The sequence below is a fragment of the Micromonospora marincola genome, from assembly GCF_056150385.1.
In genome coordinates, this window is sequence record NZ_JAXCFT010000025.1 from 28,468 (window position 1) to 51,299 (window position 22,832).

The 22,832-nt window shown below is 74.5% G+C and carries 18 protein-coding genes; 1 reads left to right on the plus strand and 17 read right to left on the minus strand.

Features of this window, described 5'->3' with window-relative positions; all coding sequences use genetic code 11:
• Positions 1 to 2 precede the first annotated feature (2 nt).
• The 8 genes from SM450_RS29070 to SM450_RS29105 are packed head-to-tail and all read right to left on the minus strand — an operon-like array spanning position 3 to position 12,810.
• On the minus strand, positions 3 to 1,187 hold the full coding sequence (locus SM450_RS29070; protein WP_474622974.1) for a metalloprotease: 1,185 nt from the start codon (positions 1,185 to 1,187) through the stop codon (positions 3 to 5).
• Positions 1,184 to 2,254, minus strand: a complete 1,071-nt coding sequence (locus SM450_RS29075) for a lantibiotic dehydratase C-terminal domain-containing protein (protein WP_474622975.1) — start codon at positions 2,252 to 2,254, stop codon at positions 1,184 to 1,186. Before SM450_RS29075 ends, SM450_RS29070 begins: the two co-directional genes overlap by 4 nt.
• Positions 2,251 to 5,049, minus strand: a complete 2,799-nt coding sequence (locus SM450_RS29080) for a lantibiotic dehydratase (RefSeq protein ID WP_474622976.1) — start codon at positions 5,047 to 5,049, stop codon at positions 2,251 to 2,253. Before SM450_RS29080 ends, SM450_RS29075 begins: the two co-directional genes overlap by 4 nt.
• Positions 5,046 to 6,704: a nitroreductase family protein gene (locus tag SM450_RS29085; RefSeq protein ID WP_474622977.1), complete on the minus strand. Its 1,659-nt coding sequence runs from the start codon at positions 6,702 to 6,704 to the stop codon at positions 5,046 to 5,048. The genes SM450_RS29080 and SM450_RS29085 overlap by 4 nt, the downstream gene beginning before the upstream one ends.
• A gap of 9 nt (positions 6,705 to 6,713) precedes the next feature.
• The gene (locus SM450_RS29090; RefSeq protein WP_474622978.1) at positions 6,714 to 8,591 is read right to left on the minus strand and encodes a TOMM precursor leader peptide-binding protein; all 1,878 of its coding nucleotides are present in this window, start codon (positions 8,589 to 8,591) and stop codon (positions 6,714 to 6,716) included.
• The gene (locus tag SM450_RS29095; RefSeq protein WP_474622979.1) at positions 8,588 to 10,753 is read right to left on the minus strand and encodes a TOMM precursor leader peptide-binding protein; all 2,166 of its coding nucleotides are present in this window, start codon (positions 10,751 to 10,753) and stop codon (positions 8,588 to 8,590) included. The genes SM450_RS29090 and SM450_RS29095 overlap by 4 nt, the downstream gene beginning before the upstream one ends.
• Positions 10,750 to 12,516, minus strand: coding sequence for an AfsR/SARP family transcriptional regulator (locus SM450_RS29100; RefSeq protein WP_474622980.1), 1,767 nt, complete (start codon positions 12,514 to 12,516; stop codon positions 10,750 to 10,752). Before SM450_RS29100 ends, SM450_RS29095 begins: the two co-directional genes overlap by 4 nt.
• Before the next feature lie 33 nt (positions 12,517 to 12,549).
• Positions 12,550 to 12,810: a hypothetical protein gene (locus SM450_RS29105; RefSeq protein ID WP_474622981.1), complete on the minus strand. Its 261-nt coding sequence runs from the start codon at positions 12,808 to 12,810 to the stop codon at positions 12,550 to 12,552.
• A 351-nt stretch (positions 12,811 to 13,161) separates the two neighbouring features.
• Here SM450_RS29105 and SM450_RS29110 point away from each other — a divergent pair, with 351 nt between their 5' ends.
• Entirely contained in the window at positions 13,162 to 14,133 is a 972-nt protein-coding gene (locus SM450_RS29110; protein ID WP_474622982.1) for a helix-turn-helix domain-containing protein, read from the plus strand.
• 61 nt (positions 14,134 to 14,194) lie between these two features.
• Here SM450_RS29110 and pheT read toward each other — a convergent pair whose 3' ends face one another.
• The 9 genes from pheT to hisG form a co-directional block, all read right to left on the minus strand.
• Complete coding sequence (pheT, locus tag SM450_RS29115; protein ID WP_474622983.1) at positions 14,195 to 16,744, minus strand: phenylalanine--tRNA ligase subunit beta; 2,550 nt, start codon at positions 16,742 to 16,744, stop codon at positions 14,195 to 14,197.
• 26 nt (positions 16,745 to 16,770) lie between these two features.
• Positions 16,771 to 17,832 (minus strand): phenylalanine--tRNA ligase subunit alpha, encoded by a 1,062-nt coding sequence (gene pheS, locus SM450_RS29120; RefSeq protein ID WP_474622984.1) that lies wholly within the window; start codon positions 17,830 to 17,832, stop codon positions 16,771 to 16,773.
• A gap of 174 nt (positions 17,833 to 18,006) precedes the next feature.
• Complete coding sequence (locus SM450_RS29125) at positions 18,007 to 18,906, minus strand: TrmH family RNA methyltransferase (RefSeq protein ID WP_474622985.1); 900 nt, start codon at positions 18,904 to 18,906, stop codon at positions 18,007 to 18,009.
• A 31-nt stretch (positions 18,907 to 18,937) separates the two neighbouring features.
• Positions 18,938 to 19,330 carry a 50S ribosomal protein L20 gene (gene rplT / locus SM450_RS29130; RefSeq protein ID WP_281583696.1) on the minus strand — a complete coding sequence of 131 codons (393 nt, stop codon included), beginning with the start codon at positions 19,328 to 19,330 and terminating at the stop codon, positions 18,938 to 18,940.
• A 32-nt stretch (positions 19,331 to 19,362) separates the two neighbouring features.
• Complete coding sequence (gene rpmI, locus SM450_RS29135; RefSeq protein WP_281583697.1) at positions 19,363 to 19,557, minus strand: 50S ribosomal protein L35; 195 nt, start codon at positions 19,555 to 19,557, stop codon at positions 19,363 to 19,365.
• A gap of 18 nt (positions 19,558 to 19,575) precedes the next feature.
• A complete protein-coding gene (gene infC / locus SM450_RS29140; RefSeq protein ID WP_474622986.1) occupies positions 19,576 to 20,226 on the minus strand; it encodes a translation initiation factor IF-3 in 651 nt (216 codons plus the stop codon).
• 324 nt (positions 20,227 to 20,550) lie between these two features.
• Positions 20,551 to 21,024 (minus strand): PH domain-containing protein, encoded by a 474-nt coding sequence (locus tag SM450_RS29145; protein ID WP_474622987.1) that lies wholly within the window; start codon positions 21,022 to 21,024, stop codon positions 20,551 to 20,553.
• Complete coding sequence (locus SM450_RS29150; protein WP_474622988.1) at positions 21,021 to 21,983, minus strand: DMT family transporter; 963 nt, start codon at positions 21,981 to 21,983, stop codon at positions 21,021 to 21,023. Before SM450_RS29150 ends, SM450_RS29145 begins: the two co-directional genes overlap by 4 nt.
• Positions 21,980 to 22,825: an ATP phosphoribosyltransferase gene (gene hisG / locus SM450_RS29155; protein WP_474622989.1), complete on the minus strand. Its 846-nt coding sequence runs from the start codon at positions 22,823 to 22,825 to the stop codon at positions 21,980 to 21,982. Before hisG ends, SM450_RS29150 begins: the two co-directional genes overlap by 4 nt.
• Positions 22,826 to 22,832: the final 7 nt, after the last annotated feature.

The window sequence follows — 22,832 nt, forward strand, 5'->3', positions numbered from 1 at the left end:
GCTCATACCTTTCGCTGATGGGCTTGGATGTGCTGCTGCTGCGGCGGGGACGCACCACCCGCGGGTCGGGCCCGTCGGGGTCGGGCCGACCAGCCGGCGAGCGTCAGGCCGACGACCGCGGCGGGCAGGACATGGCCGAGCACGCCAAGTGTGGGCGCCAGGAGCGCGCCGACGAAGTAGACCACCCAGGCGGCTCCCCCGACCGCGACGAAGAGCCACCAGACGCCGTACAGGCCGAGGCGGATCGCGACCGGCCCCGGGTAACGCTCGCCGCCGCGGCGGGGCCACCGGACGAGGGCGGTGCGGAGGTAGCGGCGGCTCTCCGGCGCCAGGTCCAGCGTGTCCAGCAGGTGGCTGACCATCTTGTAGCCGTCCAACGGCGGGACCGGCACGAAGTTGACGAGGGTCTGCGCGGCGGCGACAAGCACATACGCGCTGCACAGCCGGTCGGCGAAGGCACCCGGCAGAACGGCGAGCACCGAACCGGCGACCAGCAGCACCAGCCCGTTGGCCAGTCCCCCGGCGGCGGCGATCACCACCTGGTCCCGCCGCCTCGCCAGGAAGGCGTAGTCCTCGATCCGGCAGGTGAGCGTGACCAGGTTGATCCGCTCGACTGTCGCGCCGAGACGGACCGCCGCAAGCGCGTGGGCGAACTCGTGCGTGGCCGCGCCCGCCCAGGCCAGCAACCCGAGCAGGAGCAGGCTGAGCGGGTCGGTGAACGCCGGACGGGCCGCCTGCCAGAGTGGGCCGGAGTACCACGCGACGGCCGCCAGCAGCGCGGTCACCAGCAGGCCCAGCACGGCGACCGGGCCGGGCCGCAGCACCTGCCGCAGCCGCCGGGCCCACCTGTCGACGACGTCGTGCCGCGTCGCCGGCACCACGGGCGGCTCGCCGGCCCCGTCGACGAGCAGACCCCGCTCGTGCAGCAGCCACAACAGCCGGACCCAGTGGTCGTCCCCGAGCCGGCGGCCGTACGTGGCCGCGTACTCCGCGCCGACCTCGCCCAGGGAGCGGACCCCGTCGAGCCGGCCGACCAGGAACCGCTCCTTGCCCGACATCTCGAACGCCCGGCCGCTGCGGCGGTCCTTGACCAGGTGGACGGTGGCGGGGCCGCGGTGCAACGGCCGGGAGAAGAGCAGGTCGTCGCGGAGCCGGGGACGCTTGCCGAGAAGGGCCGGACCGGTCATGCGGCCACCGCCGGCTCCCGCAGCACCCGGGCGAGCAGGTACGACAGGTACGCCTCGTCCCGGATGGTGGCGTGCAGCCGGTTGTTCGTCATGTGCAGGTACGGCGAGAGCAGCGCGGCCAGCGCCTCACCCGGGTCGGTGACCACCCGGTCCCCGCCGTCGCCCCACGACCGCAGGGTCAGCCGGCCGGACGCGGCCAGCCCGAGCACCCGCTCCCGCAGCTCGACGGCGTGCTCGGCCCAGCCGCGCAGGAACCCGGACAGTCGCTGGACGTCCCCGCGCGCCACCAGGTCGAGGATCCGTTCGACACGTGGCCCCAGCTCCGGCGCGACCCCGTCGTACATCCGGCTGTACTCCTCGGCGCCGATCAGCTCGGTGCCGGCGAACGCGCGGTGCCAGAAGTGGTGGTAGCGGTCGAGGAAGTCGACAAGCTCCGCCCGGTCGGGCAGGAACGTCCCGGCCAGCACCGTCATCAGCTGGGCGGCGGTGCCCAGCAGCACCGGTCGCAGGTGCAGGTTCATCGACGCGACGGCCCGCAGCACGAGGTCGCTGGAGTGCCGGAAGTGCCACTCGGCGACCTCGATCCCGTCCGGCCCGCCGTACTTGCCGTACTCCGGCTCGTAGGGCCGGTAACTGACCGAGTTGTTGGGCTGCAACAGCATCTGCCCGTTCGCGTCGACGAGCTCCGCCGGCCGCCCGGCCGGGAACTCCAGGGCGAACAGGATGTCGTACAGCTCGCGCAGGTAGCCGGTGCCCATCGCGTACAGCGCGGGGCGGGTGGCGAGGAACCGGCCGATCGCCGCCTCGGCCCGTGCCCGGACCTCCGGCTCGTCCGACGGGGTACGGGGTCGCAGCCGCAGCCGCACGTGCGGCCCCTCCAACCAGTAGTTGATGAAGAAGTGACCAGCGAGCAGGTCCCGCTCGGTCAGCTCACGGATCAGCGGCGCCACACACTCCACGAGCAGCGGCTGCGGGTTGGCGGCGTAGAACACGTGCAGCGACAGCCACCGGCCGCGCGGGTCGGCGGCGGCGCCGGGGTCGGTGGGGACGGCTGCTGGCACGGTCATCGGGTCCCCCCAGGGTCGGTGCGGAAGGTTTCCACGGCCAGCTCGCAGACGTGGTCGCCGTGTTCGCCGCGCGCCGCCAACCCGTCTGCGGCCGGCAGCATCTCGCGCAGCACGATCCGGTCGTCGGGGGCGCCGAGCGAGGCCCGCAGCGCCTGGAGCGACAGCGGGCTGTCGAAGTCGACGTACTGCGGTTTCGGGTTGGCCCCGGCCCGGCCGGCGGCGGCCGGATAGATGGTGGCGAAGACCCGCGTCGGCACGTCGTGCTCGGCGCGCCACCGGCGCCAGCGCAGGAAGGCGCCGGCGTCGGCGCCCGGGTCGTCGGTGTCCGGCAGGTCGCCGGCGCGCGCCGACCAGCTCCGGCGGCTGAGCACCACGTTGCCGACGCGCAGCCGGGGCCGGGTCGTCACCCCGTCGACCGCCGGCCCGGCGGGCACGCCTTGCCACGGGTCCAGACGCACCATCGACGCCGGCGAGAGCAGCAGCAGGGTACGCGGGATCTGCGGCAGCGCCATCGGCACCAGGTAGCCGAGGTAGACGGGGATCACCTCGCGGTCGAGGCGGGTGGAGCGCAGCACCACCCGGTCGGTGTCCGGGTCGTGCGCCAGGTGCAGGTCGTCGAGGGTGAGCTGCCGCCGGGGCGCGACGTCGCTCGTCTCCCCCGGGCAGACGATGACGTGGTCGGTGAGCCGGTCGTGCAGGTTCAGGTTTGTGGTGGCCGCGCCGCCGGTCAGCTCGGCGAAGACCGCGCCCGGCGGGGCGACCGCACGGGCCTGCTCGCGCAGCCGCTCGGCGAGGCTCGGCGTGTCGCCGGCGAAGCAGTGGGTGAACCGGCTGAACGGGAAGGACAGCCCGCCGAAGGACTGGTTGAGCACCAGCAGCGGCTCCGGCTCGCGCAGCGCCACCTGCACGAAGTGCCCCTGCGGGCGGAACCCGCCGGTGACGCCGCCGAGCAGGTCGCCCACCTCGTCGAAGATCGCGTCCGGCAGCAGCAGCTCGTCCTGCCCGGCGTCCGCCTCGGCCAGCCGGCGCAACCGGTCGGCGAAGGTCTGCCGGGCCGCGTCGAGCGCGGTCATCTCGGGCCGGCCGAGCCAGTTCTCCTCAGGTGTGTAGCTGCCGTCCTCGGCGAACGACTGGCGGCCGGCGACGTAGGAGGAGTACTGGTCGTAGAGGTCGTCATGGAAGTCCTCGACCAGACGCAGCAGGTCGTCGCAGCGGCCCCCGACGCCGAAGCGGGCCAGGAAGAAGCCGTGGAACATGATCCGGTGCGGCAGGTTCTGGTCGAAGGCGGGCAGTACCCGCTCCACCGCGGCCAGCCCGCCCGCACCGGCCAGGTCGCTACCGCCGGCCAGGTCGCCGCCGGCCGAGTCACCGCCGGCTGCGCCGCCGCCGGCCAGCCGTCGCCAGGCGGGCGCGCTCACCGGGACGGGGCCGCCGTCGATCCGGCTGTCCTCGTAGAGCAGCGTCTGCGGCAGGGCCGGCTCCGGTTCGCCGAGGACCGTCATGGTCGCCCGTACCGCCGCCCGCAACTCCTCCGCCACCGCCCGGCGCCGGGCCAGGTCCCCGTCCCGGTAGGCGTCGACAAGCTCGGCGATCGCGGTGAGGTCGTGGGCGGTCCGGAGCGCCCACGGGCGGTCCAGGTCGGACAACGCGCCGGCCAACGCCCGGACCGGGTCGGGGCGGTGCACGTCGACGTCCAGCCCGGGCAGGCGCAGCATGCCGAGCCGCAGCAGGGTGGACAGGTACGCCTGCCCGTCGTCGCGGTCCGCCCCGGTCCGCTCGCACAGCCGGTCCACAAGCTCGGCCCCGCGGATCGTCCCGCGCTCCCGCAACAGCGAGGTCAACTCGTCGAGGACGCCGCTGCGGCGGAGGAAGAACAGCCCGTCCCGGACCGAGTCGAAGCTGACCGCGGCGCGGTCGTCGCCGGCGGTCACCCAGTGCCGCACGTAGCGGATCCGCTCGGCGTCGCGCCGCCAACCCGGGCTCAGCGCCACCGGCAGGTCGCCGCGCCGTGCCGGGTCGGCGCTTACCAGGTCGGCGATCCGGCTGACGAGCACGACGTTGAGCCGGACGTGCCGCTGCCACCGCTGCCCGACGGCCACGCCGAGGCCCGCCGCGTCGTCGTCGAACCGGCCGAGGGCGACGCCGGTGAACGTGCTGAACGGGCTGGTCTTGCAGGCGGTGCGGTAGAGGTAGGACAGCAGCGAGCGCTCGACGCGACGGGTGCGCTTGTTCGCCGGCCGGGCCGGATCCGGTCGGGCGCCGGTGGCGAGCTGCCGGTCGAGGGTGGGTGAGGCGAGCTGGAGCCCACCGCGCAGCCGGGGCTCGTCGGCCAGCTCCCACAGCCGCCGGCGGGACCGGGCGACGTCGGCGGCGAACACGGCCTCGCCCTCGTCCTCCAGCCGGGCCAGCCGGGTCCGCGCGGCCAGCCACCGCCGCAGCTCCGGCCCGGACGACGGCCGGATCCGCTCGGCCTCGGCGAGCGCCGGCTCCGGGTCGGCGGGCAACACGTTGTTGTGGATCTGCCGGCGCAGGGCCAGCAGCCGCCGCCGGGCGTCCTCGTCCTCGTTGCCCCCGATCAGGTCGTGCACCAGGTCGCCGGCCCGGACTCCGTCGGCGGCGAGCCGCCCCCGCAGCGCGAGCACCGCCTCGGCCCAGTCGGTCGCACGCGGGCACCGCAGCCCGTCGACAGTGGACAGCGGCAGCCCGGCGATCCGGGCGGTGAACCAGTCGCCCGTCCGCCAACCGCCGGTCGGGGCGGCCGGCGGCGCGCTCGGCGCGGGTACGGTCGCCGTCATGACAGCTCGTAGCGGTAGTCGCCGAGCTGCGGCCGGTCGTGACCGGCCAACATGATCAGCAGCGGAAACTCGCCGGTGTCGGCGAGCGCCAGTTCCTCCACGTAGGAGACGCTGTCGAAGCCCAACGCCACCCCGGCGCCGAGGCGCAGCGCGGCGGCCACCGTGTAGAAGGTCTGCGAGATCGCCCCGACTGTGGCGTTGACCAGGTTGTAGCCGCGGTCGCCGGTGGCGTCGAGCACCGCGTGCGTGCGGACGGTCGGCACCAGGACTACCGCGGCCTGCTCCAGGTTGTAGTTGGCCAGGAAGTAGTTGCGTTGCAGGAACTCACCCGGCGGCCCTGCGGTGGCCGGGACCAGGGCGTGGTCGACCGGGTCGTACTCGTAGCCGCCGGCGGGCACGCCGTCGACGTGGTTGACGAACGCGTAGAGCTTGGCCAGCGGCCGGTCCGCGGGGCCGTCGATCTCGCTCGGCACCCCGGTCGCGGCGGTCGCGCACAGGAGCGCGGCGAGCTGTCCGGGGGTGATCGGCCGGCGGGCCAGGAACCGCCCGAAGCTGCTGCGGCGGCGCGCCAGGGCCGTGCCGACGGGCATGTCCATCGGATCGGCGGCCGGCAGCGGGACGCGCCCGGCGCGGGTGGGTGCCGGATGCGCGCCCGCCCCGGCGAGCGCGCCGACCGGCGGCCGTCGCACCGCGGCGGCGGTGCTGCGGTTGATGCGCCGCAGGAGGTCGAAGTCGAGTCGGGTACGGGAGCGGTCCCGGTCGGCGTGCCGGACCCGGACCGGGCCCGGCGGCGTCCCGTCGACGGGCCCGACGCGGTCCGGCGGCGCCCCGTCGACGGGCCCGACACCGTTCGGCGGCGTCCCGGCGGCGGGCCCGGCGCGGTCCGCGTCGGCCCAGGTGAGGGGCACGACGGCGAAGAGCGCCTCGGCGTCCGGGTCGAGGCCGAGCAGGTCGGCGACGGCGGCCTGGTCGAACCAGAGGACCGGTCGGATCCGCCGGCCCCGGCCGCCGGCCCACAACCGCCAGGTCTGCAGCAGGGTGCCCACGTCCATCGACACCGCGTGGTAGGAGAAGTTGTTGTACTTGAAGGCGTTCTGCCAGAACTTGACGCCGATCACCAGGAACTGGGTGGCCGGTCCGGGCCGGCCGAGCGCCGCGTCGAGCCGGTCGGTGACGTCGCCGGCCAGCAGCCGCTGCATGGCCTGCCGGGCGTGGGCGTAGTAGTAGACGCCCGGGACGACCCCCGCGCCCGGTCCGGCGATCCAGTAGACACTGCACGGATAGAGACCGCCACCGGAGGCGGTGCCCCGGTGCCAGTTGGCGTGCGCGTACGAGGGGAGCGCGGCCAGGTCGGTGTTGGCCTGGACACCCAGCCGCCGGCCGAGCAGCCCGTAGGAGTCGCGCAGCATGCCGCCGAGCAGGCGGGTGGTGAACGGCTCGTCGGCGTCGTCGTCCCGCCGCAGCGCCGTGTCCAGCGCGACGTCGGCAGGTGGCGGGTCCGGCAGCGGGAAGGCGGGCGCGGCCGGATAGAACTTGCCCCGGCGGGGGGCGTCCGCCCAGTTCGGGGTGAAGTCGGCCGGGGGCATGGGCTCCCGGCCGCGGCGCAGGATCGCCGTGGCGTACGCGTGGGCGTAGCCGGCGGGTTCAGACGTCATGGCGGCACCTCACGGGAACGGGTGGGGAACGGAGTGGATCTCGTCGTCGCGCAGGTCGCGGTCGAGGAGGCCGGCGGCCCGGAAGGCGGTACGCAGCCGCGGCGCGTGCGGCGCGCGCTGGCGCATCCAGCCGAAGTCGATGGGCAGCAGGCCGGGCACCAGCACGCTCGCCGTGGCCAGGCCCAGATCGTGCTGCTCGGGGCTGGTCTGGTCGACGGCGATCACGTCGAACCCGTGCCCGGTGACCGCCTTGAGGCAGTACTCCAGGTCGTCCCGGAGGTCGGTGGAGACCGGCGGGGCCGGGCGGTCCGGCCCGTACAGTTCGGCCATCGCCGCCGGCCGGGGACCGTTCTCCAGCAGGAACGCGGCGTGCCGCGCCATCTCCGGCAGCCCGTACAGCAACGGATGGTCGTGCAGGCCGCGCACCTGGGAGAAGTCGGTCACCATGGTCCGCAGCCGTGGCTCGTCGGCGGCGGCGCGGAGCCGCACCATCACCGAGTCGGTGGCGATCTCGCACAGCGCCGCGGTGATGGCGGCCTGCGGGTCGAGGCTCGCGCCGCCGCCGAACGCCAACGCGCCGAGGCCGCCGTCCTCCCGCACCGCGACCGCGGTCACCACCGGGATGTCGAAGGTCATCCGGGCGTCGAAGAACCGGGCCCGGTAGCCGTACATGGCCAGCCGATCGATCATCATCCGGGTCTGCCGCCGGTCCACGGTGGCCGGATCGATCTCCGGCAGGGCCCGGCCGCCGTACCAGGCCAGCAGGAACGCGTCCCGTTCGATCGCCTCCATCAGGCCGTGGTAGACGGCCTCCACCAGCGAACCGCCCGACGCGCACCCGTTCGAGGTCTCCTGGACGAAGCGTTCCTCGACGCTCGCCGCGTGGTAGTACACCAGGACCTCGGGGACCAGGACCGGCCGCTCGTCGCGCAGCGACCAACCCCAGACCCAGGTGATCGGCCGGTCCGGGTCGAAGCGGTGCACGTACGGGTTGGCCTGGTAGAAGCCGTCGGGGTAGAGCCCGCACTCGCGCGGGTCGAGGGCGTCGCCGCCCAACTCCCGCAGGCTGCCGGTGACCACCGTGCGTTTGCGTCGGGGGCGCAGCCCGGCGGCGCGTTCCAGCCCCTCCAGCACGGCGATGCGGGCGCTGCGCCGGTAGCCGTCGGCGTGTCCGCCGTAGAGCGTCTCCCGCAGGTAGGGGCCGCTGCGCAGGGTGAACGAGCCGATCGCCGGCGCGGTCGACAGCGAGGTCAGGTCCTGCCACAGGGTCGAGCCGAGGGCTCCGCACACCGGGTTCGCGAAGCCCTCCACGTCAAGCGGGTACGCGTCGAGGTCCCGGCCCCGGAAGCCGCGCGGGTCGCTTTTGGGCGTGGGCGTCAGCTCGATCGGGGCGAGGTCCCGCGCGTCCGCGAGGGCGCCGCCGCAGGCCGGGCACTCCGGGTCCGCCACCACCGGAACCGGGTGCACCCGCAGGGTGTGCAGGTCGACCTGGCGCGCCACGGTTGAGGCGCGGCCGTCGGCCGGGACGCCGCCGTGCTGCGCGGTGATCAGGGCGGCCAGGAAGTCCGCGACGAGCGGGATCGCGTACGGCCACGGCCCGGCCGCCCGCGTGTCGCCGCCCAACTCGACCGCGTCCCGCAGGTCGCGGTGCCGCACCGCCTGCCAACGCCGGGCCAGGCAGGTCCCGCAGGCGCCAGCCGACGCCACCGGGCCGAGCAGGACCAGGTGCCCGTAGACGAACACCCGGGGTCCACCGGCCGGGCGGGCCGGCGCGGCCAACTCGTCCCGTACCCCGAGCGCGACCACCTCGGCGGCGCAGCCGCGTTCGGCGAGCAGCCGTGCCAGGCCGGCGCAGACCAGCTCGTCGGTCGCGGCGACCTGCCTCACCTGCCGTCCCCCGCGGTCAGCAGCACCTTGACCGCGACCAGGCCGCCGGCGGCCAGGTCCGCACCGCCGACCGGCGCCACAAGCACGTCGTGTCCCCGCTCCCGCAGTCGCTCCCGCACCTCCGACCAGCGGTGGGCGGCCACGGCGGCAGGCGTCGTGTCCCCCACCGCCAGGGTGCCCGCGTCGAACTCCGCAAGCAGCGGGTCGCCGGTGTCCGGCGTCACCGCCGGATCCTGCGCGTGCAGCGCCGCCTGGCCCAGCACGTCCCGCAGCGCCGCGCGGGCCGCCACCGTGTGGACCGGGTCGCCCGCCACGGCGTACCGCCACCGGCCGGCCGTCTGGTCGAGGTAGCGGGCCAGCAACACGCTCAGCCCGGCCTCCGGCGCGCCGGTGAGGTCGAGCAGTTCCACCGCGATCCCGAGATTCGCCGCCGACTTGGTCAGGAAGAGCAGTTCCGGATCCGCTCCGCGGGTTTCCAGGCGTACCTGCCGCGCGGCGGCCCGGCCCTCGACGACCGCGCGCAGCGCGCGGTACGCGAGCGCCGAGGCCAGCCCGGACCGCACCGCCTCGGCCAGATCGCCGCCGGCGCCCCCGCCGGCCCGGGTCGGCTCCGCGCCACGGGCGCGGTTGGCCGCCCCGAACGGCTCCAGCACCGCGGCCGGCACCGCCGCCGCCGCGCCGGTGAGCAGCGAACGCGCCGCCGCCCAGTCACCCACGGCCGGCTCACCCCAACCGGAGTCGAGGCCGAGCCGGGCGGCGTCGAGCCGTGGCGCGTCGGCGGTGGGCGGCCGGAGGACCGCCGCCTGGCCGGTGACGGTCACGGCGGCGACCCGCAGCGCCCGCAGCCGCGCGTCTGCGACGTGGTGCACGTCGAAGGCGTGGACGGTACGGCGGCGGCCACGCGGATCGGTGAGGTCGACCGCGCCGATCTTGATCGGGCTCTGGTCCCAGCGTTCGTCGTCGTAGCGGCGGAACACGCCCAGGTGCGGCTGGAGCAGCGGCTGGTGGACGACGAGCCGCGCCACGGCCGCTTCGGCCCGCGCCGACTCGTCCTCCTCGGCGGGCGACTCGTCAAGCACGAGGTCCACCTCGGCCGGCTCCGGCGGCTCCGGCGGCTCCGGCGGGCAGAAGGCGCACCTGGGGTGGGTCAGCAACGGCTCGGTCAGCACGTCGAGCGAGGCCAGGTGCTGGACGATCACCGCGCCGTCGGTCTCCGCCGGCAGCGCGCCGGTGGTGAGCCGGAAGACCTCGTACGCCAGCAGGTTGCCGACCATGGCGGCCAACGGCCCGTCCGGCTCGGCGGCGGCCGGCCCGGTCCCGGCGGGCAGGGCGGCGGCCCGCCACACCGGCCCCGCCGCGCCGGTGTCGTCGTTGTCGGTGAGCCGGTTCATCGCGCAGCACCAGCAGCCCCGGCGTCCGGCCCCCTGCACCGGGCCGACGAGCATCCGCTCCCCGCAGACCCACGCCGGCAGGAGCAGCCGGCCGGCCGGGATGCCCGCCGCGAGCAACCGCAGCGTGTCGCGGGGCGCGCGGTCACCGGCCGCCACCACGACGAGGTCCGCGTCGAGGTCGGCCCAGCCGACGTCGGCGTCGGGCATCTCGTCGACAGTGGCCGGACACCCCGCCCCGGTCAGCGCGTCCACCTCGGCGGCGAGGCCGGGCGCGACCCCGGCCGCCACCGTCACCCCGGCGGCGCCGTTGCGGAGCAGGGCGGTGGCGCAGGCCCGGGCGACGGGACCGGCGCCGAGCACGGCCACCCGGGTGTCACGGAAGGCCGCGAAGCGGTGCGCCGGCCGGTCGGCGTAGTGGTCGACGTAGGCGATCTGGCTGGCGAACCACCCGGCCACGGCGGGGTCGAGAACCGTCTCCGGCTCCTCCTCGGCCGGCACGTCCCGGGCGAAGCCGCGCGCGTAGAGCGCCCCGACCAGCTCGCCGATCATGGCGCGCTGCGGCGCGGGCAGCGACCGGCAGATGTCGGCGACCCGGTTGCGTCCGTTCAGGTGCGGCACGAGCAGCGTCGCCAGCCGGTAGGCCGCGCCGGAGGACAGCCGGAAGCCGCTACTGGCGTTGTGGAACAGCACTCCGTCCTCGGTGCGGGTGAACAGCACGTCGTGTCGCATCCGCGGCCGGGTCTGAGCCACCGTCTCGTAGGCAGCGCTCATCCGAGGGTTCCCTTCACTCGATCGGGGTTCGGTCGTCGGCCGGCGACGCCGTGCGCGTGCCGCCGCAGCAGGCCACGGATCCGGTACTGATCCGCGGCCTCTTCCATCAGGCTTTGATCGACGAGGTCGTCGAGCAGTTCGCGAGCGCGGGCCCGGTCCACGCCGAGCAGTTCGGCGGCGCCGGGCACGGTGATCGTCTTCGGCGCACCGGCGGCCAGCCGGAGGAAGGCGTCGGCGAGCGCGTCGCCGAGCCGGGTCAGCGTCCCGTCGAGCCGGCCGGCGAGGGACATCTCCGGGTCGCCGGGCAGACTCAGGCGTCCGATCGGATCGACGCTCAGCCACTCGACGGCCTCGTCGAGGGTCATCCGGGCGCGCAGCAGGACGCGGGTGGCGGCGATCCGGAGCGCCAGCGGCAGGTGTTCACACAGTGCGGCGAGATCGGCCGCGGCACGCGGCTCGGCCCGTACCCGATCCGGGCCCAGGGCCACCCCGAGCAGGTCCAGGGCCTCGTCCCGGTCGAGCGGCTCGACCCGGTGCAGCCAGCCGCCGAGCCGGGCGACCAGGGCGGACAGGCTCGGCCGGCTGGTCAGCAGCAGGACGTCACCCGGGGACAGCAGCGCCGGCAGCCGCCGGGCCAGCGTCGCGTCGGCGACGTCGTCGGCCAGCAGCAGGCGACGGCCGGCGGGGGCGGGCGCGGAGTGGGGTGACGCGGAGTCGGCGTCCTCCGGCGCGACGGGCCACACGCCGCCGGGGAAGTCGTCGGCGACGAGTCCGGCGACGTGCTGGGCGAGGGCGGTCTTGCCGACGCCCGGCAGCCCGCTGAGCACCACGATGCGGGTGCCCCCGCGCAGCCGGTCGGTGAGGGCGCGGCAGAGCGCCGCCCGGCCGACGAAGCCGGCGGCCGGCGGTCGGACGGGTGTCGCCGACGCGGGCCGGGGCGTCGCCATCACCACCGGCGTCGGCGCCTCGCCGCGCAGGATGGCCAGCTCCAGCCGCCGCAGCCCGGCGCCCGGACCGACGCCCAGTTCGTTGCCGAGGTGCCCCTTGATCCGGCGCAGCTCGGCGAGCGCGTCGGCCTGCCGCCCGGTGCGGTACAGCACCTCGACGAGCTTCGCGGCGAAGCGCTCGTTCGCCGGATAGACGCGGGTCGCGGCCCAGAGGTCCACAAGCACCGACCGGTCGCGACCCAACCCGATCTTGAGATCGCAGAGCCGTTCGATGACCCGGACGCGCTCCTCGCCCACCCGGGGCACGACGTCCCGGTGCAGCGCCTCCGACGGCACGTTGGCGAGCATCGGCTCGCTCCACAGCGCGAGCGCCTCCTCAAGCGTCGCCAGCTCGGTCTCCGGCTCCGGTTCGGCGCGCGTCCGGCCGGCCAACTCGCGGAACCGCATCAGGTCGACGGTCTGCGGACCGGCGGTGATCCGGTAGCCGCCGGGCACGGTCTGGATCACGTTCGCGGTCAGCCCGTGCCGCTGGAACAACTGGCGCAGCCGCAGCGCGCAGGTCTGCAACGCGGCGCGGGCCGAGACCGGCGGGTCGTCGCCCCAGATCGCCTGTTGCAGCGTGGCGACCGACACCACCTCGTCGGGGTGCAGCAGCAGCGCCGCCAGCAGGCAGGTCACCTTCGACGGCGGCAACACGAGCGCATCGGCGCCCGTGGTGAGCGTCAGCGGGCCGAGTACGCGGAAGGCGGCGGTCGGCGTGGGTGCCACCAGCGCCGGATCAGACCGCGCGGGCAGGCTCGCCACGTGAGAGTCCACGGTGATCCTCCCTTCTCCTCGGACGAGCGCCGGTCAGGTGACCGTCCAGCCGCGCAGCGCCGGCACCCGCCGGATCGCGCGCTCGCAGACGCGCTGCACGATGTAGTCGGAGATCGCCTGTTCGGAGGCGACCGTGAAGACCACGACGGTCAGCCGCCCGGCGACCGAGCGAGCGTGGATGTGGCGGATGCCGTCCGCCACGGCGGCGTTGAGCCACAGCAGGTCCGTCAGTTCGCCGGCGGACAGGCTGCGGTCATCGTCCGGCGGCGCCAGCACGAGCCGGGTGAGCAGCACGGCGAGCCTCCGCTGAGCCGGACCGCCCTGGTTCGCGCCTCGGTGCCACTGATCGTCGGCGTGTCCGCATCGCCCGTCCCCTCCGCATCGGCCCGCCGGTTGCGGGTGTGGCATCGAGGGTGGTGCCTCGGACCGGATTCCGTCACGCCTTCGCGTACCGGCGGAACCGGCCGTGGCCGGTTCCGCCGCACGCGCCGGTGCATAAAAGCGGCATCTTCTGTTTCGCCCCCGTGGATACACATGTCCAATTGGCGAATGTCACTGGCTCTTATCGCCAGGTACACCAATCCGTTATCTAGTCCGAGGTCGCCTCTCCCTTATTCTGATCATCAAATCCGGGGGGAGGAGAACGTGCTCGAACGGTTGGGACTGTCGGCGGCCGACGAAGCCGTCTACTGGGCCATGCTTGACCATCCGACGTGGGACGTCGACGACCTCATCAGTGGTCTCGACATGCCGGAGACGGCGGTCCACGACGCCCTCGCCGCGCTTGCCGACCGCGCGATGATCCTGCCCTCGTCGAGCCGGCCGGGCGAGCTCCGCGCGGTGAGTCCGCAGCTCGGCCTGCTCGTCCTGCTGGACCAGGCGGAGCAGCGGACGGTGGCCGAACAGGCCGGGATCCAGGCGACCCGCGCTTCGGTGCTGGCACGTGCGGCAAGCCGGGACGGCAACCGTGAACGGGAGGAAATCGTCCGCCTGAAGGGCGTCGACGAGGTTCGCGACCGGCTCTCCGAACACGCCCGAACCGTCGCCGAGAGTGTCATGATGCTGACCGTGGGCCACGCGATTCCGCCACAGATCAGGGAAACCGGCGGGGCCCTGAGCCGGATGGCGCTGGCCCGTGGGGTGACGATTCGTCACATCTACCAGGAAACCCTGCTGAACGATCCGGCCTCCTGCGCCTATGCGGAGGCCATGGCCGAATACGGGGAGGAAAGTCGGGTCATGCCGGGCGCGCCAATGCGAATGACGCTCGTAGACCGCAGAATCGCACTCCTGCCGAGTGCGTCGCGCGCCCACCGAGGCGCGGTGGAGATCCGCAGCGTCCGCCTGGTCTCCGCGCTCTGCCTGCTGTTCGACCTGCTGTGGGAGAAGAGCGTCCCGTTGTCCCGGCCGGCCGCCGGCACCACCGGCGGGTTGACCGAGCAGGCGAGCGCCATCCTGCGGCTGCTGCGCTGTGGACGCACCGACGAGGCGATCGGCCGCCAGCTCGGCCTGTCCGAGCGCACCGTGCGCCGTACGGTCGCCGACCTGATGAGGCGACTCGACGCCGACAGCCGCTTCCAGGCCGGTGTGGAGGCGGCTCTCCGCGGCTGGATCTGACGGTGTTAAGAAGGGCCCCCGCCTCTACCGAATGCGTTAAGCGGGGGCCCCTCCTTACCCCTCAGGCCCCGCGGAGGGTGGCCCCGTAGCGTTCCGCGGCGAGGGCGACCGCCGCGTCCCGGGCGGCCACCGCCTCCTCGCCGGCGAGCGTCCGGTCGGGCGCCCGGAACGTCAGCTTGTACGCGAGCGACTTCCGACCCGCGCCGAGCTGCGCCGAGGCGTAGACGTCGAAGAGTCGGACGTCTTCGAGCAGCGCGCCGGCCCCCTCCACCAGGGCCCGCTGCACCTCGGCCGCCGGCACCGCCTCATCGACCACGAGCGCTACGTCGATCAGGGCCGGCGGGAACGTGGAGATGGCCGGCCCGGCCACCAGCGGCGCGGCGGGCAGCGCGTCCAGGTCCAGCTCCATGGCGCTTGTGCGCCGGGGCAGCTCCAGCGCCGCCACCACGGCCGGGTGCAGTTCGCCGGCGTGACCGACGACGGCGTCGTCGACGAGCAGCTCGGCGCAGCGGCCCGGGTGCCAGGGCGCGCGCTCGCCGGCCCGGACGGTGACCCGGTCGGCGGGGATGCCGGCGGCGTCGAGCACCGCCCGGCCGGCCTCGACGGCGTCCGCCCAGCCGGCCGCGCGGCCCGCGCCCCACCAGCCGGCCGGCTCGACCTCGCCGCACAGCGCCACCGCGACGTGCCGCGGCTGCGTCGGCACCACCGCGTCGGCGGCGGCGAACTCCTCGTCGGTGGGCCGCCGGTCCACGCCCATGGCCGGCGGCGCGCCGGCGCCCGGACGCGGATGGAAGACCGCGCCGATCTCGTAGATCGCGACGTCCCGCTGGCCCCGGCCGACGTTGCGCCTGACGATGCCGAGCAGCGGGCCGAGCAGCGTGGTGCGCAGCAGCGGCTCCTCCTCGGACAGCGGGTTCGCCACCCGCACCGCGGGCCGGCGCGGGTCGTCGGCGGGCAGGCCGAGCTGGTCGGCCAGCTCCGACGCGACGAACGGCTGCGCCAGCACCTCGACCAGGCCACGCTCGGCGAGCGAGCGGGCCACCGCGCGGCGGCGCTGCTGCGCCGCGGTGAGACCGCGGCCGGGGCGGGCGGTGGGCAGCACCGACGGCACCCGGTCGTACCCGTCGAGGCGGACCACCTCCTCCACCAGGTCGGCCGGGTCGGTCAGGTCGGGCCGCCAGCTCGGCGGCGTCACGGTCAGCACCTCGCCGGCGCCGTCGGCGGCCACCCCGACCGCGCCGGGATCCTCACCGAGCCGGTCGCCGCCCCGGGTTACCGCGCACCCGACCTGCTCCAGCAGCTCCACCACCCGGTCGGCCGGGTAGGACACGCCGATCCGGCGCGACGGCAGGTCCACCGGCAGGGTGACCGGCGCCGGCGGGCGGACGTGGTCGAGGTCGAGCACCTCGGCGCCGGCCGTGCCGCCGGCCAGGTCGGTGAGCAGCCGGACCGCCTTCTCCAGCGCGACGAGCGGCAACGCCGGGTCGACGCCCCGCTCCCAGCGCTTCGCGGCCTCGCTGAACAGCTTGTGCCGCCGGGCGGTACGGCCGACCATGGCCGGGTCCCAGTGCGCCGCCTCGAACAGCACGTCCGTGGTGGAGGCGAGCACCTCGCTCGTCTCGCCGCCCATCACCGCGGCAAGCGAGACGGGTCCACTGTCGTCGCAGATGACCATGTCCTCCGGTGCGAGCGCACGGCTCACCCCGTCGAGCGTGGTCAGCTTCTCCCCCGGCTCGGCGCGGCGGACCACGAGCGGCCCGGCGATCCGGTCCGCGTCGAAGGCGTGCATCGGCTGGCCGAGTTCGAGCATCAGGTAGTTGGTGATGTCGACAGGCAGCGAGATGCTGCGGACGCCGGCCACGGTGAGCCGCTGCCGCATCCACTCGGGCGTGGCGACGGTCGGGTCGACGCCGCGCACCATCCGGGCGGCGAACCGGTCACAGCCGACCGTGTCCCGGACCTCCACCGGGTACGCCGGCTCGGCGGTCCCGCCGGCGGCCGGCGCGTCGGCCGGGTCGCGGAACGGCACGCCGAGCGCGTGCGACAGCTCCCGGGCGATGCCGCGCACGCTCAGCGCGTACCCCCGGTCCGGGGTGATCTCCATCTCGACCACGACGTCGTCGAGGCCGACGACCGGCCGCGCGTCATCGCCGGGCTGGGCCTTCACGTCCGCGGGCAGCACGATGATGCCCGTGTGGTCGTCACCCAGACCCAGCTCCTTCGCGGAGCAGATCATGCCGTGGGAGTTGCGCCCGTACGTCTTGCGCGCGCCGATGGCGAAGTCGCCCGGCAGCACGCCGCCCGGGAGGATCACCACGACCTTGTCGCCCGGGGCGAAGTTGCGCGCCCCGCAGACGATCCCCTGCGGCTCGCCGGTGCCGTTCGCGGCCCCGACGTCCACCCGGCAGAAGCGGATCGGCTTCTTGAAACCGGTCAGCTCCTCGATCTCCAGGACCTCGCCCACGACAAGCGGACCGGTGACGGTCGCCCGCAGGTCCACGATCGACTCGACCTCGATGCCGAGGTCGACAAGCGCCTGCTCCAGGTCGCCGACGGGCAGGTCGGCGGGGAGGTCCACGTACTCCCCAAGCCAACTGACAGAAACTCGCATGAGTGTTAGACCACCGTTTCCGTTGCTCAGGCGCCGAACGCGCGGGTGAACCGCACGTCGCCCTCGGCCATGTCCCGCATGTCGCTGACCCCGTGCCGGACCATCACGGTCCGGTCGATGCCCATGCCGAACGCGAATCCGGAGTAGACCTCCGGGTCGATGCCGCAGGCGCGCAGCACCCGCGGGTTGACCATGCCGCAGCCGCCCCACTCGACCCACTGCGGCCCGTCCCGGTGCTCCGGGAACCAGACGTCGAACTCCGCCGACGGCTCGGTGAACGGGAAGTAGTGCGGACGCCAGCGGGTCTTCGCGCCCTCGCCGAACATGGCCCGGGCGAAGTGGTCGAGCGTGCCCCGCAGGTGCGCCATGGTGATGCCCCGGTCCACCACCAGGCCCTCGACCTGGTGGAAGACCGGCGCGTGGGTGGCGTCCAGCTCGTCGGTGCGGTAGACCCGGCCGGGCACCACCACGTAGATCGGCGGCTTACGGGTGAGCATGGTGCGCGCCTGCACCGGCGACGTGTGCGTGCGCAGCACCAGGCCACTGCCCTCGGGTGCGATGTGGAACGTGTCCATCAGCCCGCGCGCCGGGTGGTCGGCCGGAATGTTGAGCGCGTCGAAGTTGGTCCACTCCAGCTCGACCTCGGGGCCCTCGGCCACCTCGTAGCCCATGCCGATGAACAGGTCGCTGATCTGCTCCATCAGCACGGTCAGCGGGTGGCGGGCGCCGCGCGGCCGGCGGTCGTACGGCAGGGTGACGTCGACGCGTTCCTCGACAAGCACCCGCTCGGCCTGCTCGCGGTCCAGGATCTCCTGCCGGGCGGCGTACGCGGACTCGATCGCGCGGCGGGCCTCGTTCACCCGCTTGCCGGCGTCGGACTTCGCGGCCGGCGGCAGCGCGCCGATCTCCCGGCGCGCGAGGGACACCGGGGACCGGTCCCCCAGGTGCGCCGGGCGCAGCGCGGTGAGCGCGTCCGGGTCGGCGGCGGCGGCGAACGCCTTCTCGGCGTCGGCCACGGCCCCGGCCAGGGCGTCCGGGTCGAGCAGGGCAACCTGCTTCGGGTCGTACGGATCGTTGCGGTAGGTCATGGTGAACGGGCACTCCCTCACGGCGGCGCCGGCCCTTCCACAGGTCGGCGAGGCGAGTCTACGGACGCGCGGCTCCGCCGCAGCCCGCCGGTGGGGAGTCGTGCAGGGGGAAGGGTCAGGCCCGCCGCCCGCCGACACCGGCGGGCTGGCTAAACGAACGCCGTGGCGCGTTCATCACGAGGCGGACTCCCCTGCTGTGTGCGGCGCGGCTGTCGGCCTACCCGTGGCTGTCGGCCGACGCAGTGCTCTCGCGGAAGAATACAGGCAGACGGCCGCCGCCGCAGCCAGGTTCAGGCTCTCCGCCCGACCGTGCAGCGGCACCCGGACGCGGGCGTCGGCGACCGCGGTCAGCTCCTCGGGCAGGCCGTGCGCCTCCGAGCCGAACAGCCACCCGGTGGGCGCGGCGAGCCGGCCGGCGTCGGCGAGGTCGTCGAGGTCGCTGTCGCCGTACCCGGTGGTGGCGAAGATGGACAACCCGGCGGCCCGCAGCGCCTCGACCACCCCGACCGGGTCGTCGGCGCGGACCACGTCGACGTGGAACAGGCTGCCGGCGGAGGCCCGCACGCACTTGCCGTTGTACGGGTCGACGGCCTCACCGGCGAAGACCACCGCGCCGGCGCCTGCCGCGTCGGCGGTGCGCAGCACCGTCCCGGCGTTGCCCGGATCACGGATCCCGGCCAGCACCGCGACCAGGCGCGGCCGGCGCGCCAGGGCGTCGTCCAGGGGGACGTCGAGATGCCGGCAGACCGCCACCAGGCCCTGCGGGGCCACGGTCTCGGTGAGCGCCGCGAGGGCGTCGTCGGTGACCTCGGAGACCGGCACGTCGGCCCGGGCGGCGGTGGCGGCGAGGTCGGCGTACCGGTCCAGCGCGGCCGGCGTGCCGAACAGCTCGACCGCCGTGCCACCGTGCGCGAGCGCCTCGCGGACGGCCTGCGGCCCCTCGGCCAGGAACCGGCCGGCCTGGTCGCGGTCGCGCCGACGGTGCAGCCGGCGGGCCGCCGCGACCCTGGGGGTACGCGGGGTGAACGGGCCGGAGACGGCGTCGAGGCGTCTCCCCTGCGACGGTGAGTGCATGGGAGACGCCTCGATCTGCCGTACGGGTGGGTCAGGCGGCCTGGGCCGCGGCGCCACCGGTGCCCTCGGCCGCCACGGCGGCGCGGGCCAGCTCGACGATCGCCGCGAAGGCGGCGGCGTCGTTGACGGCCAGGTCGGCCAGGATCTTACGGTCGACCTCGATGCCGGCCAGGCGCAGGCCCTGGATCAGGCGGTTGTAGGTCATGCCGTTGGCCCGGGCCCCGGCGTTGATCCGCTGGATCCAGAGCTGCCGGAAGTCGCCCTTGCGGTCGCGACGGTCCCGGTAGGCGTACTGCATCGAGTGCAGCACCTGCTCCTTGGCCTTGCGGTAGAGCCGGGAGCGCTGACCGCGGTAACCGCTCGCGGACTCCAGCAGGGTACGACGCTTCTTCTGGGCGTTAACAGCCCGCTTGACGCGTGCCATCTCAACTCCTTCTTCGGTTCAGGTGGCGCGCGTCAGCGGCCGAGCAGCTTCTTGATGCGCTTGGTGTCGGCCTTGGCCAGCTCGACCGTGCCGGTCAGCCGACGGGTCCGGGTGCTGGCCTTCTTCTCCAGGTTGTGGCGGAGGCCGGCCTGCTGGGCAACGATCTTGCCCTTGCCGGTCACCTTGACCCGCTTGCCCATACCCGTGTGGCTCTTCATCTTCGGCATGTGGAACGTCTCTCCCTGTTACTGGCCGCTGGTGTCAGCGGTCGGGCCGGTCTCGCCGGCTGCGGCGGTGTCGCCGGCCGTCGGGGCCTCGCCACCTGCCGGGGCTACGGACTCCTCCACGGCACGGTCCCGAGGTCCGCCGCGGGACGCCGTGGCGGCGACCGCGGAGGCCTTCACGGCCCGGTGCGGAGCGAGCACCATGATCATGTTTCGACCGTCCTGCTTCGGAGCGGCCTCGACGTATCCCAGGTCCGTGATCTCGGACTCGAGCCGGCGCAGGAGCCGGTAACCCAGCTCCGGGCGGCTCTGCTCGCGACCGCGGAACATGATCGTCACCTTGACCTTGTCGCCCGCCTTGAGGAACCGCACCACGTGACCCTTCTTGGTCTCGTAGTCGTGCGGGTCGATCTTCGGCCGGAGCTTCATCTCCTTGATGACGGTCTGCTGCTGGTTACGCCGCGCTTCGCGCGCCTTGAGTGCGCTCTCGTATTTGAACTTGCCGAAGTCCATGAGCTTGCACACCGGCGGGCGCGCCATCGGCGCAACCTCGACCAGGTCCAGGTCGACGTCCGCGGCCAGCTGCAGGGCGCGCTCCAGCGGGACGATGCCCACCTGCTCACCCTCAGGACCGACCAGTCGGACCTCACGTGCCCGGATCTGCTCGTTCACGCGTGGTTCGACGCTGATGGGGCCTCCTCGAGTCGAGTGTCCTACGGTGCCGACTCCGCGGGCTCCCGGGCGGGAGCCGACCCGGAAAGCAGAAGGCCCCGGCGTATGCCAGGGCCCACTCGACCGGTCGGCACGATCACAGGATCGCGCATCCGGGATCGGGACGTGCCCGAAACCGGGGACCGGACCCGGACGCCTGGGCGGCGACTCGGGTGGGAGCGGGCGCTCCGCTTCGCGACCGCCCGCTCGTCAGGGACGGGGGCAGTCTGGTCGACTCCGCAACACTACACCCCCGACCCAGGCGCACCCAAACCGGGCCGCAGGTCAGCGGGGTGCCGAGTGGCCGGCGGCGAGCCCGGCCAGGTGCGCCTGGTGCAGGCGACGCAACGCGCGGACCGCCTCGACCGCGCTCTCCTTGTCGGCGGCCTGCAACGCGACCATCGGCAGCAGGTCGTCGTCGTGCAGCTCCAGGCTGGCCCACGGGGCGCCCCGGTCGAACCGGACCCCGCGGATCACCTCCCAGGGCAGCTCGTACGAGCCGATCACGTTGCGCACCCGCACGCCGTTCGCGTCCGCCACCACGCGGGGGCGGGTGAACAGCAGGAACCCGAGCGCGCCGAAGACGCCAAGCCCGACCATGGCGAACTGGTCGCCGCGCTGGAACGAGCCGTAGCCGTCGCCGGTGGCGCCGGTAAGCGAGGTCGCGACCAGGCTGAACACCACGAGCAGCGTGATCGCCGCCGCCCAGCAGACCACCCGGACGCGGCGGGGCCGCACGGTCACCACGGAATCGCTCACCCGACCAGTCTGCCATCCGGCTCGCGCTCGCGTTCGGCCGCCACACGGGCCGGCACCCGCCGCCGGACGCCTGCCACCAGCACCGCCAGCAGCGTGAGCACGGCGCCGGCGAGCACCGGGAGCCGGACGCCAGGCCCGCCGGGCAGCGCCAGATCCAGCAGCAGCGCGCCGCCGAGCTGCCCCGCCACAAGCGCCAGCCCGGTCCGCAGCACCCCCGCGGCGCGGACGCCGACAAGCAGGGCGAGCACGATGCCGACGCCGAACACGCCGCCGACGTAGAGCCACCACTGCGTCGGCCAGGCCGCGTGGTCGCCGAACGCGCCGGCCAGCACCGCCACCGCGCCGATCAGCGACGAGCTGACCACGAAGTTCACCGCCAGCCCGGCGGCCGGCCCGATCCCGGCCGCGACCCGGCCGTTGAGCGCGGACTGGAGCGACACCGCCAGCCCGCCGACGACCGAGAGCAGCACCATCCCGACCGCCAGGTCGCCGACCGGCCGGCCGAGCTGCGCGAGCGCCACCGCGCCGACGCCGAGCGCCGCCCCGGCCACCCGGGGCACGGTGAACGGCAGCCGCCCGACGGCGGCCAGCCCGGCCCGGTCGACGGTCAGGCCGCCGAGGCTCCCGCCGGCCACCTGGGCGATCGTGAACACCGCCACCCCGAGCACCGGCACCACCACCGGCGCGGTCAGCACGATCACCGCGCCGCCGACCCCGCCGAGGTAGGACCACCAGGGCAGGCGGGCCCGGCGCAGCCCGGCCAGCCCGGTCCGCATCGACGGCACCACGGCCAGCCCGACAAGCACGATCAGGCAGCCGCCCACGTTGTTGACCACGGCGCCGAGCACCGGGTCACCGGCCCGCTCCCCCAACTCGGCGTTGATCACGCCCTGGGCGGCGGACGCCATGCCACCCAGGACGACGACGGTCAGCGCGGCCGGGAGCGGCAGCGGCCTCACAGCCGACAGGCGTGGATGTTGGTGACCAGGATCGCCCGGGCGCCCAGCTCGTACAGCTCGTCCATGATCCGGTGCACGTCGTCGCGGAGCACCATCGCCTGCACCGCGACCCAGCCCTCCCGGTGCAGCGGCGAGACCGTGGGCGACTCGATGCCGGGGGTGAGCGCGCTGGCCCGGTCGAGCAGCCCGGCCGGCACGTCGTAGGCGAGCATCACGTAACGGCGGGCGACGAGCACCCCGTGCAGCCGGCGTTCCAGTTGCTCCTGCTGGGCGGCGCCGGGCGCGCCGGCCCGGCGGACAAGCACCGCCGAGGAGCGCAGCAGCGGCTCGCCGAAGACCACAAGCCCGGCCTGGCGCAGGGTGGCGCCGGTCTCCACCACGTCGGCGACCACGTCGGCCACGCCGAGGCGGATGGCGTTCTCCACCGCGCCGTCGAGCCGGATCACCTCGGCCTTGACGTCCAGCTCGGCCAGGTGCCGCTCGACCAGACCCGGGTACGCGGTGGCGATCCGGTGGCCGCCCAGCTCCCGTACGTCGTCCACGTCCTGCGGGCGGGCGGCGAACCGGAAGGTGGCCCGGCCGAAGGCGAGGTCCACCACCTCCTCGGCCGGCGCGCCGGAGTCGATCAGCAGGTCCCGGCCGGTGATGCCGACGTCCAGGTCACCGGAGCCGACGTAGGTGGCGATGTCCTTGGGGCGCAGGTAGAAGAACTCGATGTCGTTTGGCTCGTCCCGGCAGACCAGGTCCTTCGGGTCGGTGCGCTGGCGGTAGCCCGCCTCGCGCAGCATCTGGGCGGACTTCTCGGCCAGGGCGCCCTTGTTGGGTACGGCGACACGCAGCATGGGAGTG

Excerpts from the sequence above, each read along its gene's own strand:
- SM450_RS29070 (WP_474622974.1), bottom strand. The coding sequence starts at position 1,187 with ATGACCGGTCCGGCCCTTCTCGGCAAGCGTCCCCGGCTCCGCGACGAC.
- SM450_RS29075 (WP_474622975.1), bottom strand. The coding sequence starts at position 2,254 with ATGACCGTGCCAGCAGCCGTCCCCACCGACCCCGGCGCCGCCGCCGAC.
- SM450_RS29080 (WP_474622976.1), bottom strand. The coding sequence starts at position 5,049 with ATGACGGCGACCGTACCCGCGCCGAGCGCGCCGCCGGCCGCCCCGACC.
- SM450_RS29085 (WP_474622977.1), bottom strand. The coding sequence starts at position 6,704 with ATGACGTCTGAACCCGCCGGCTACGCCCACGCGTACGCCACGGCGATC.
- SM450_RS29095 (WP_474622979.1), bottom strand. The coding sequence starts at position 10,753 with ATGAGCGCTGCCTACGAGACGGTGGCTCAGACCCGGCCGCGGATGCGA.
- pheT (WP_474622983.1), bottom strand. The coding sequence starts at position 16,744 with ATGCGAGTTTCTGTCAGTTGGCTTGGGGAGTACGTGGACCTCCCCGCC.
- pheS (WP_474622984.1), bottom strand. The coding sequence starts at position 17,832 with ATGACCTACCGCAACGATCCGTACGACCCGAAGCAGGTTGCCCTGCTC.
- SM450_RS29125 (WP_474622985.1), bottom strand. The coding sequence starts at position 18,906 with ATGCACTCACCGTCGCAGGGGAGACGCCTCGACGCCGTCTCCGGCCCG.
- rplT (WP_281583696.1), bottom strand. The coding sequence starts at position 19,330 with ATGGCACGCGTCAAGCGGGCTGTTAACGCCCAGAAGAAGCGTCGTACC.
- rpmI (WP_281583697.1), bottom strand. The coding sequence starts at position 19,557 with ATGCCGAAGATGAAGAGCCACACGGGTATGGGCAAGCGGGTCAAGGTG.
- hisG (WP_474622989.1), bottom strand. The coding sequence starts at position 22,825 with ATGCTGCGTGTCGCCGTACCCAACAAGGGCGCCCTGGCCGAGAAGTCC.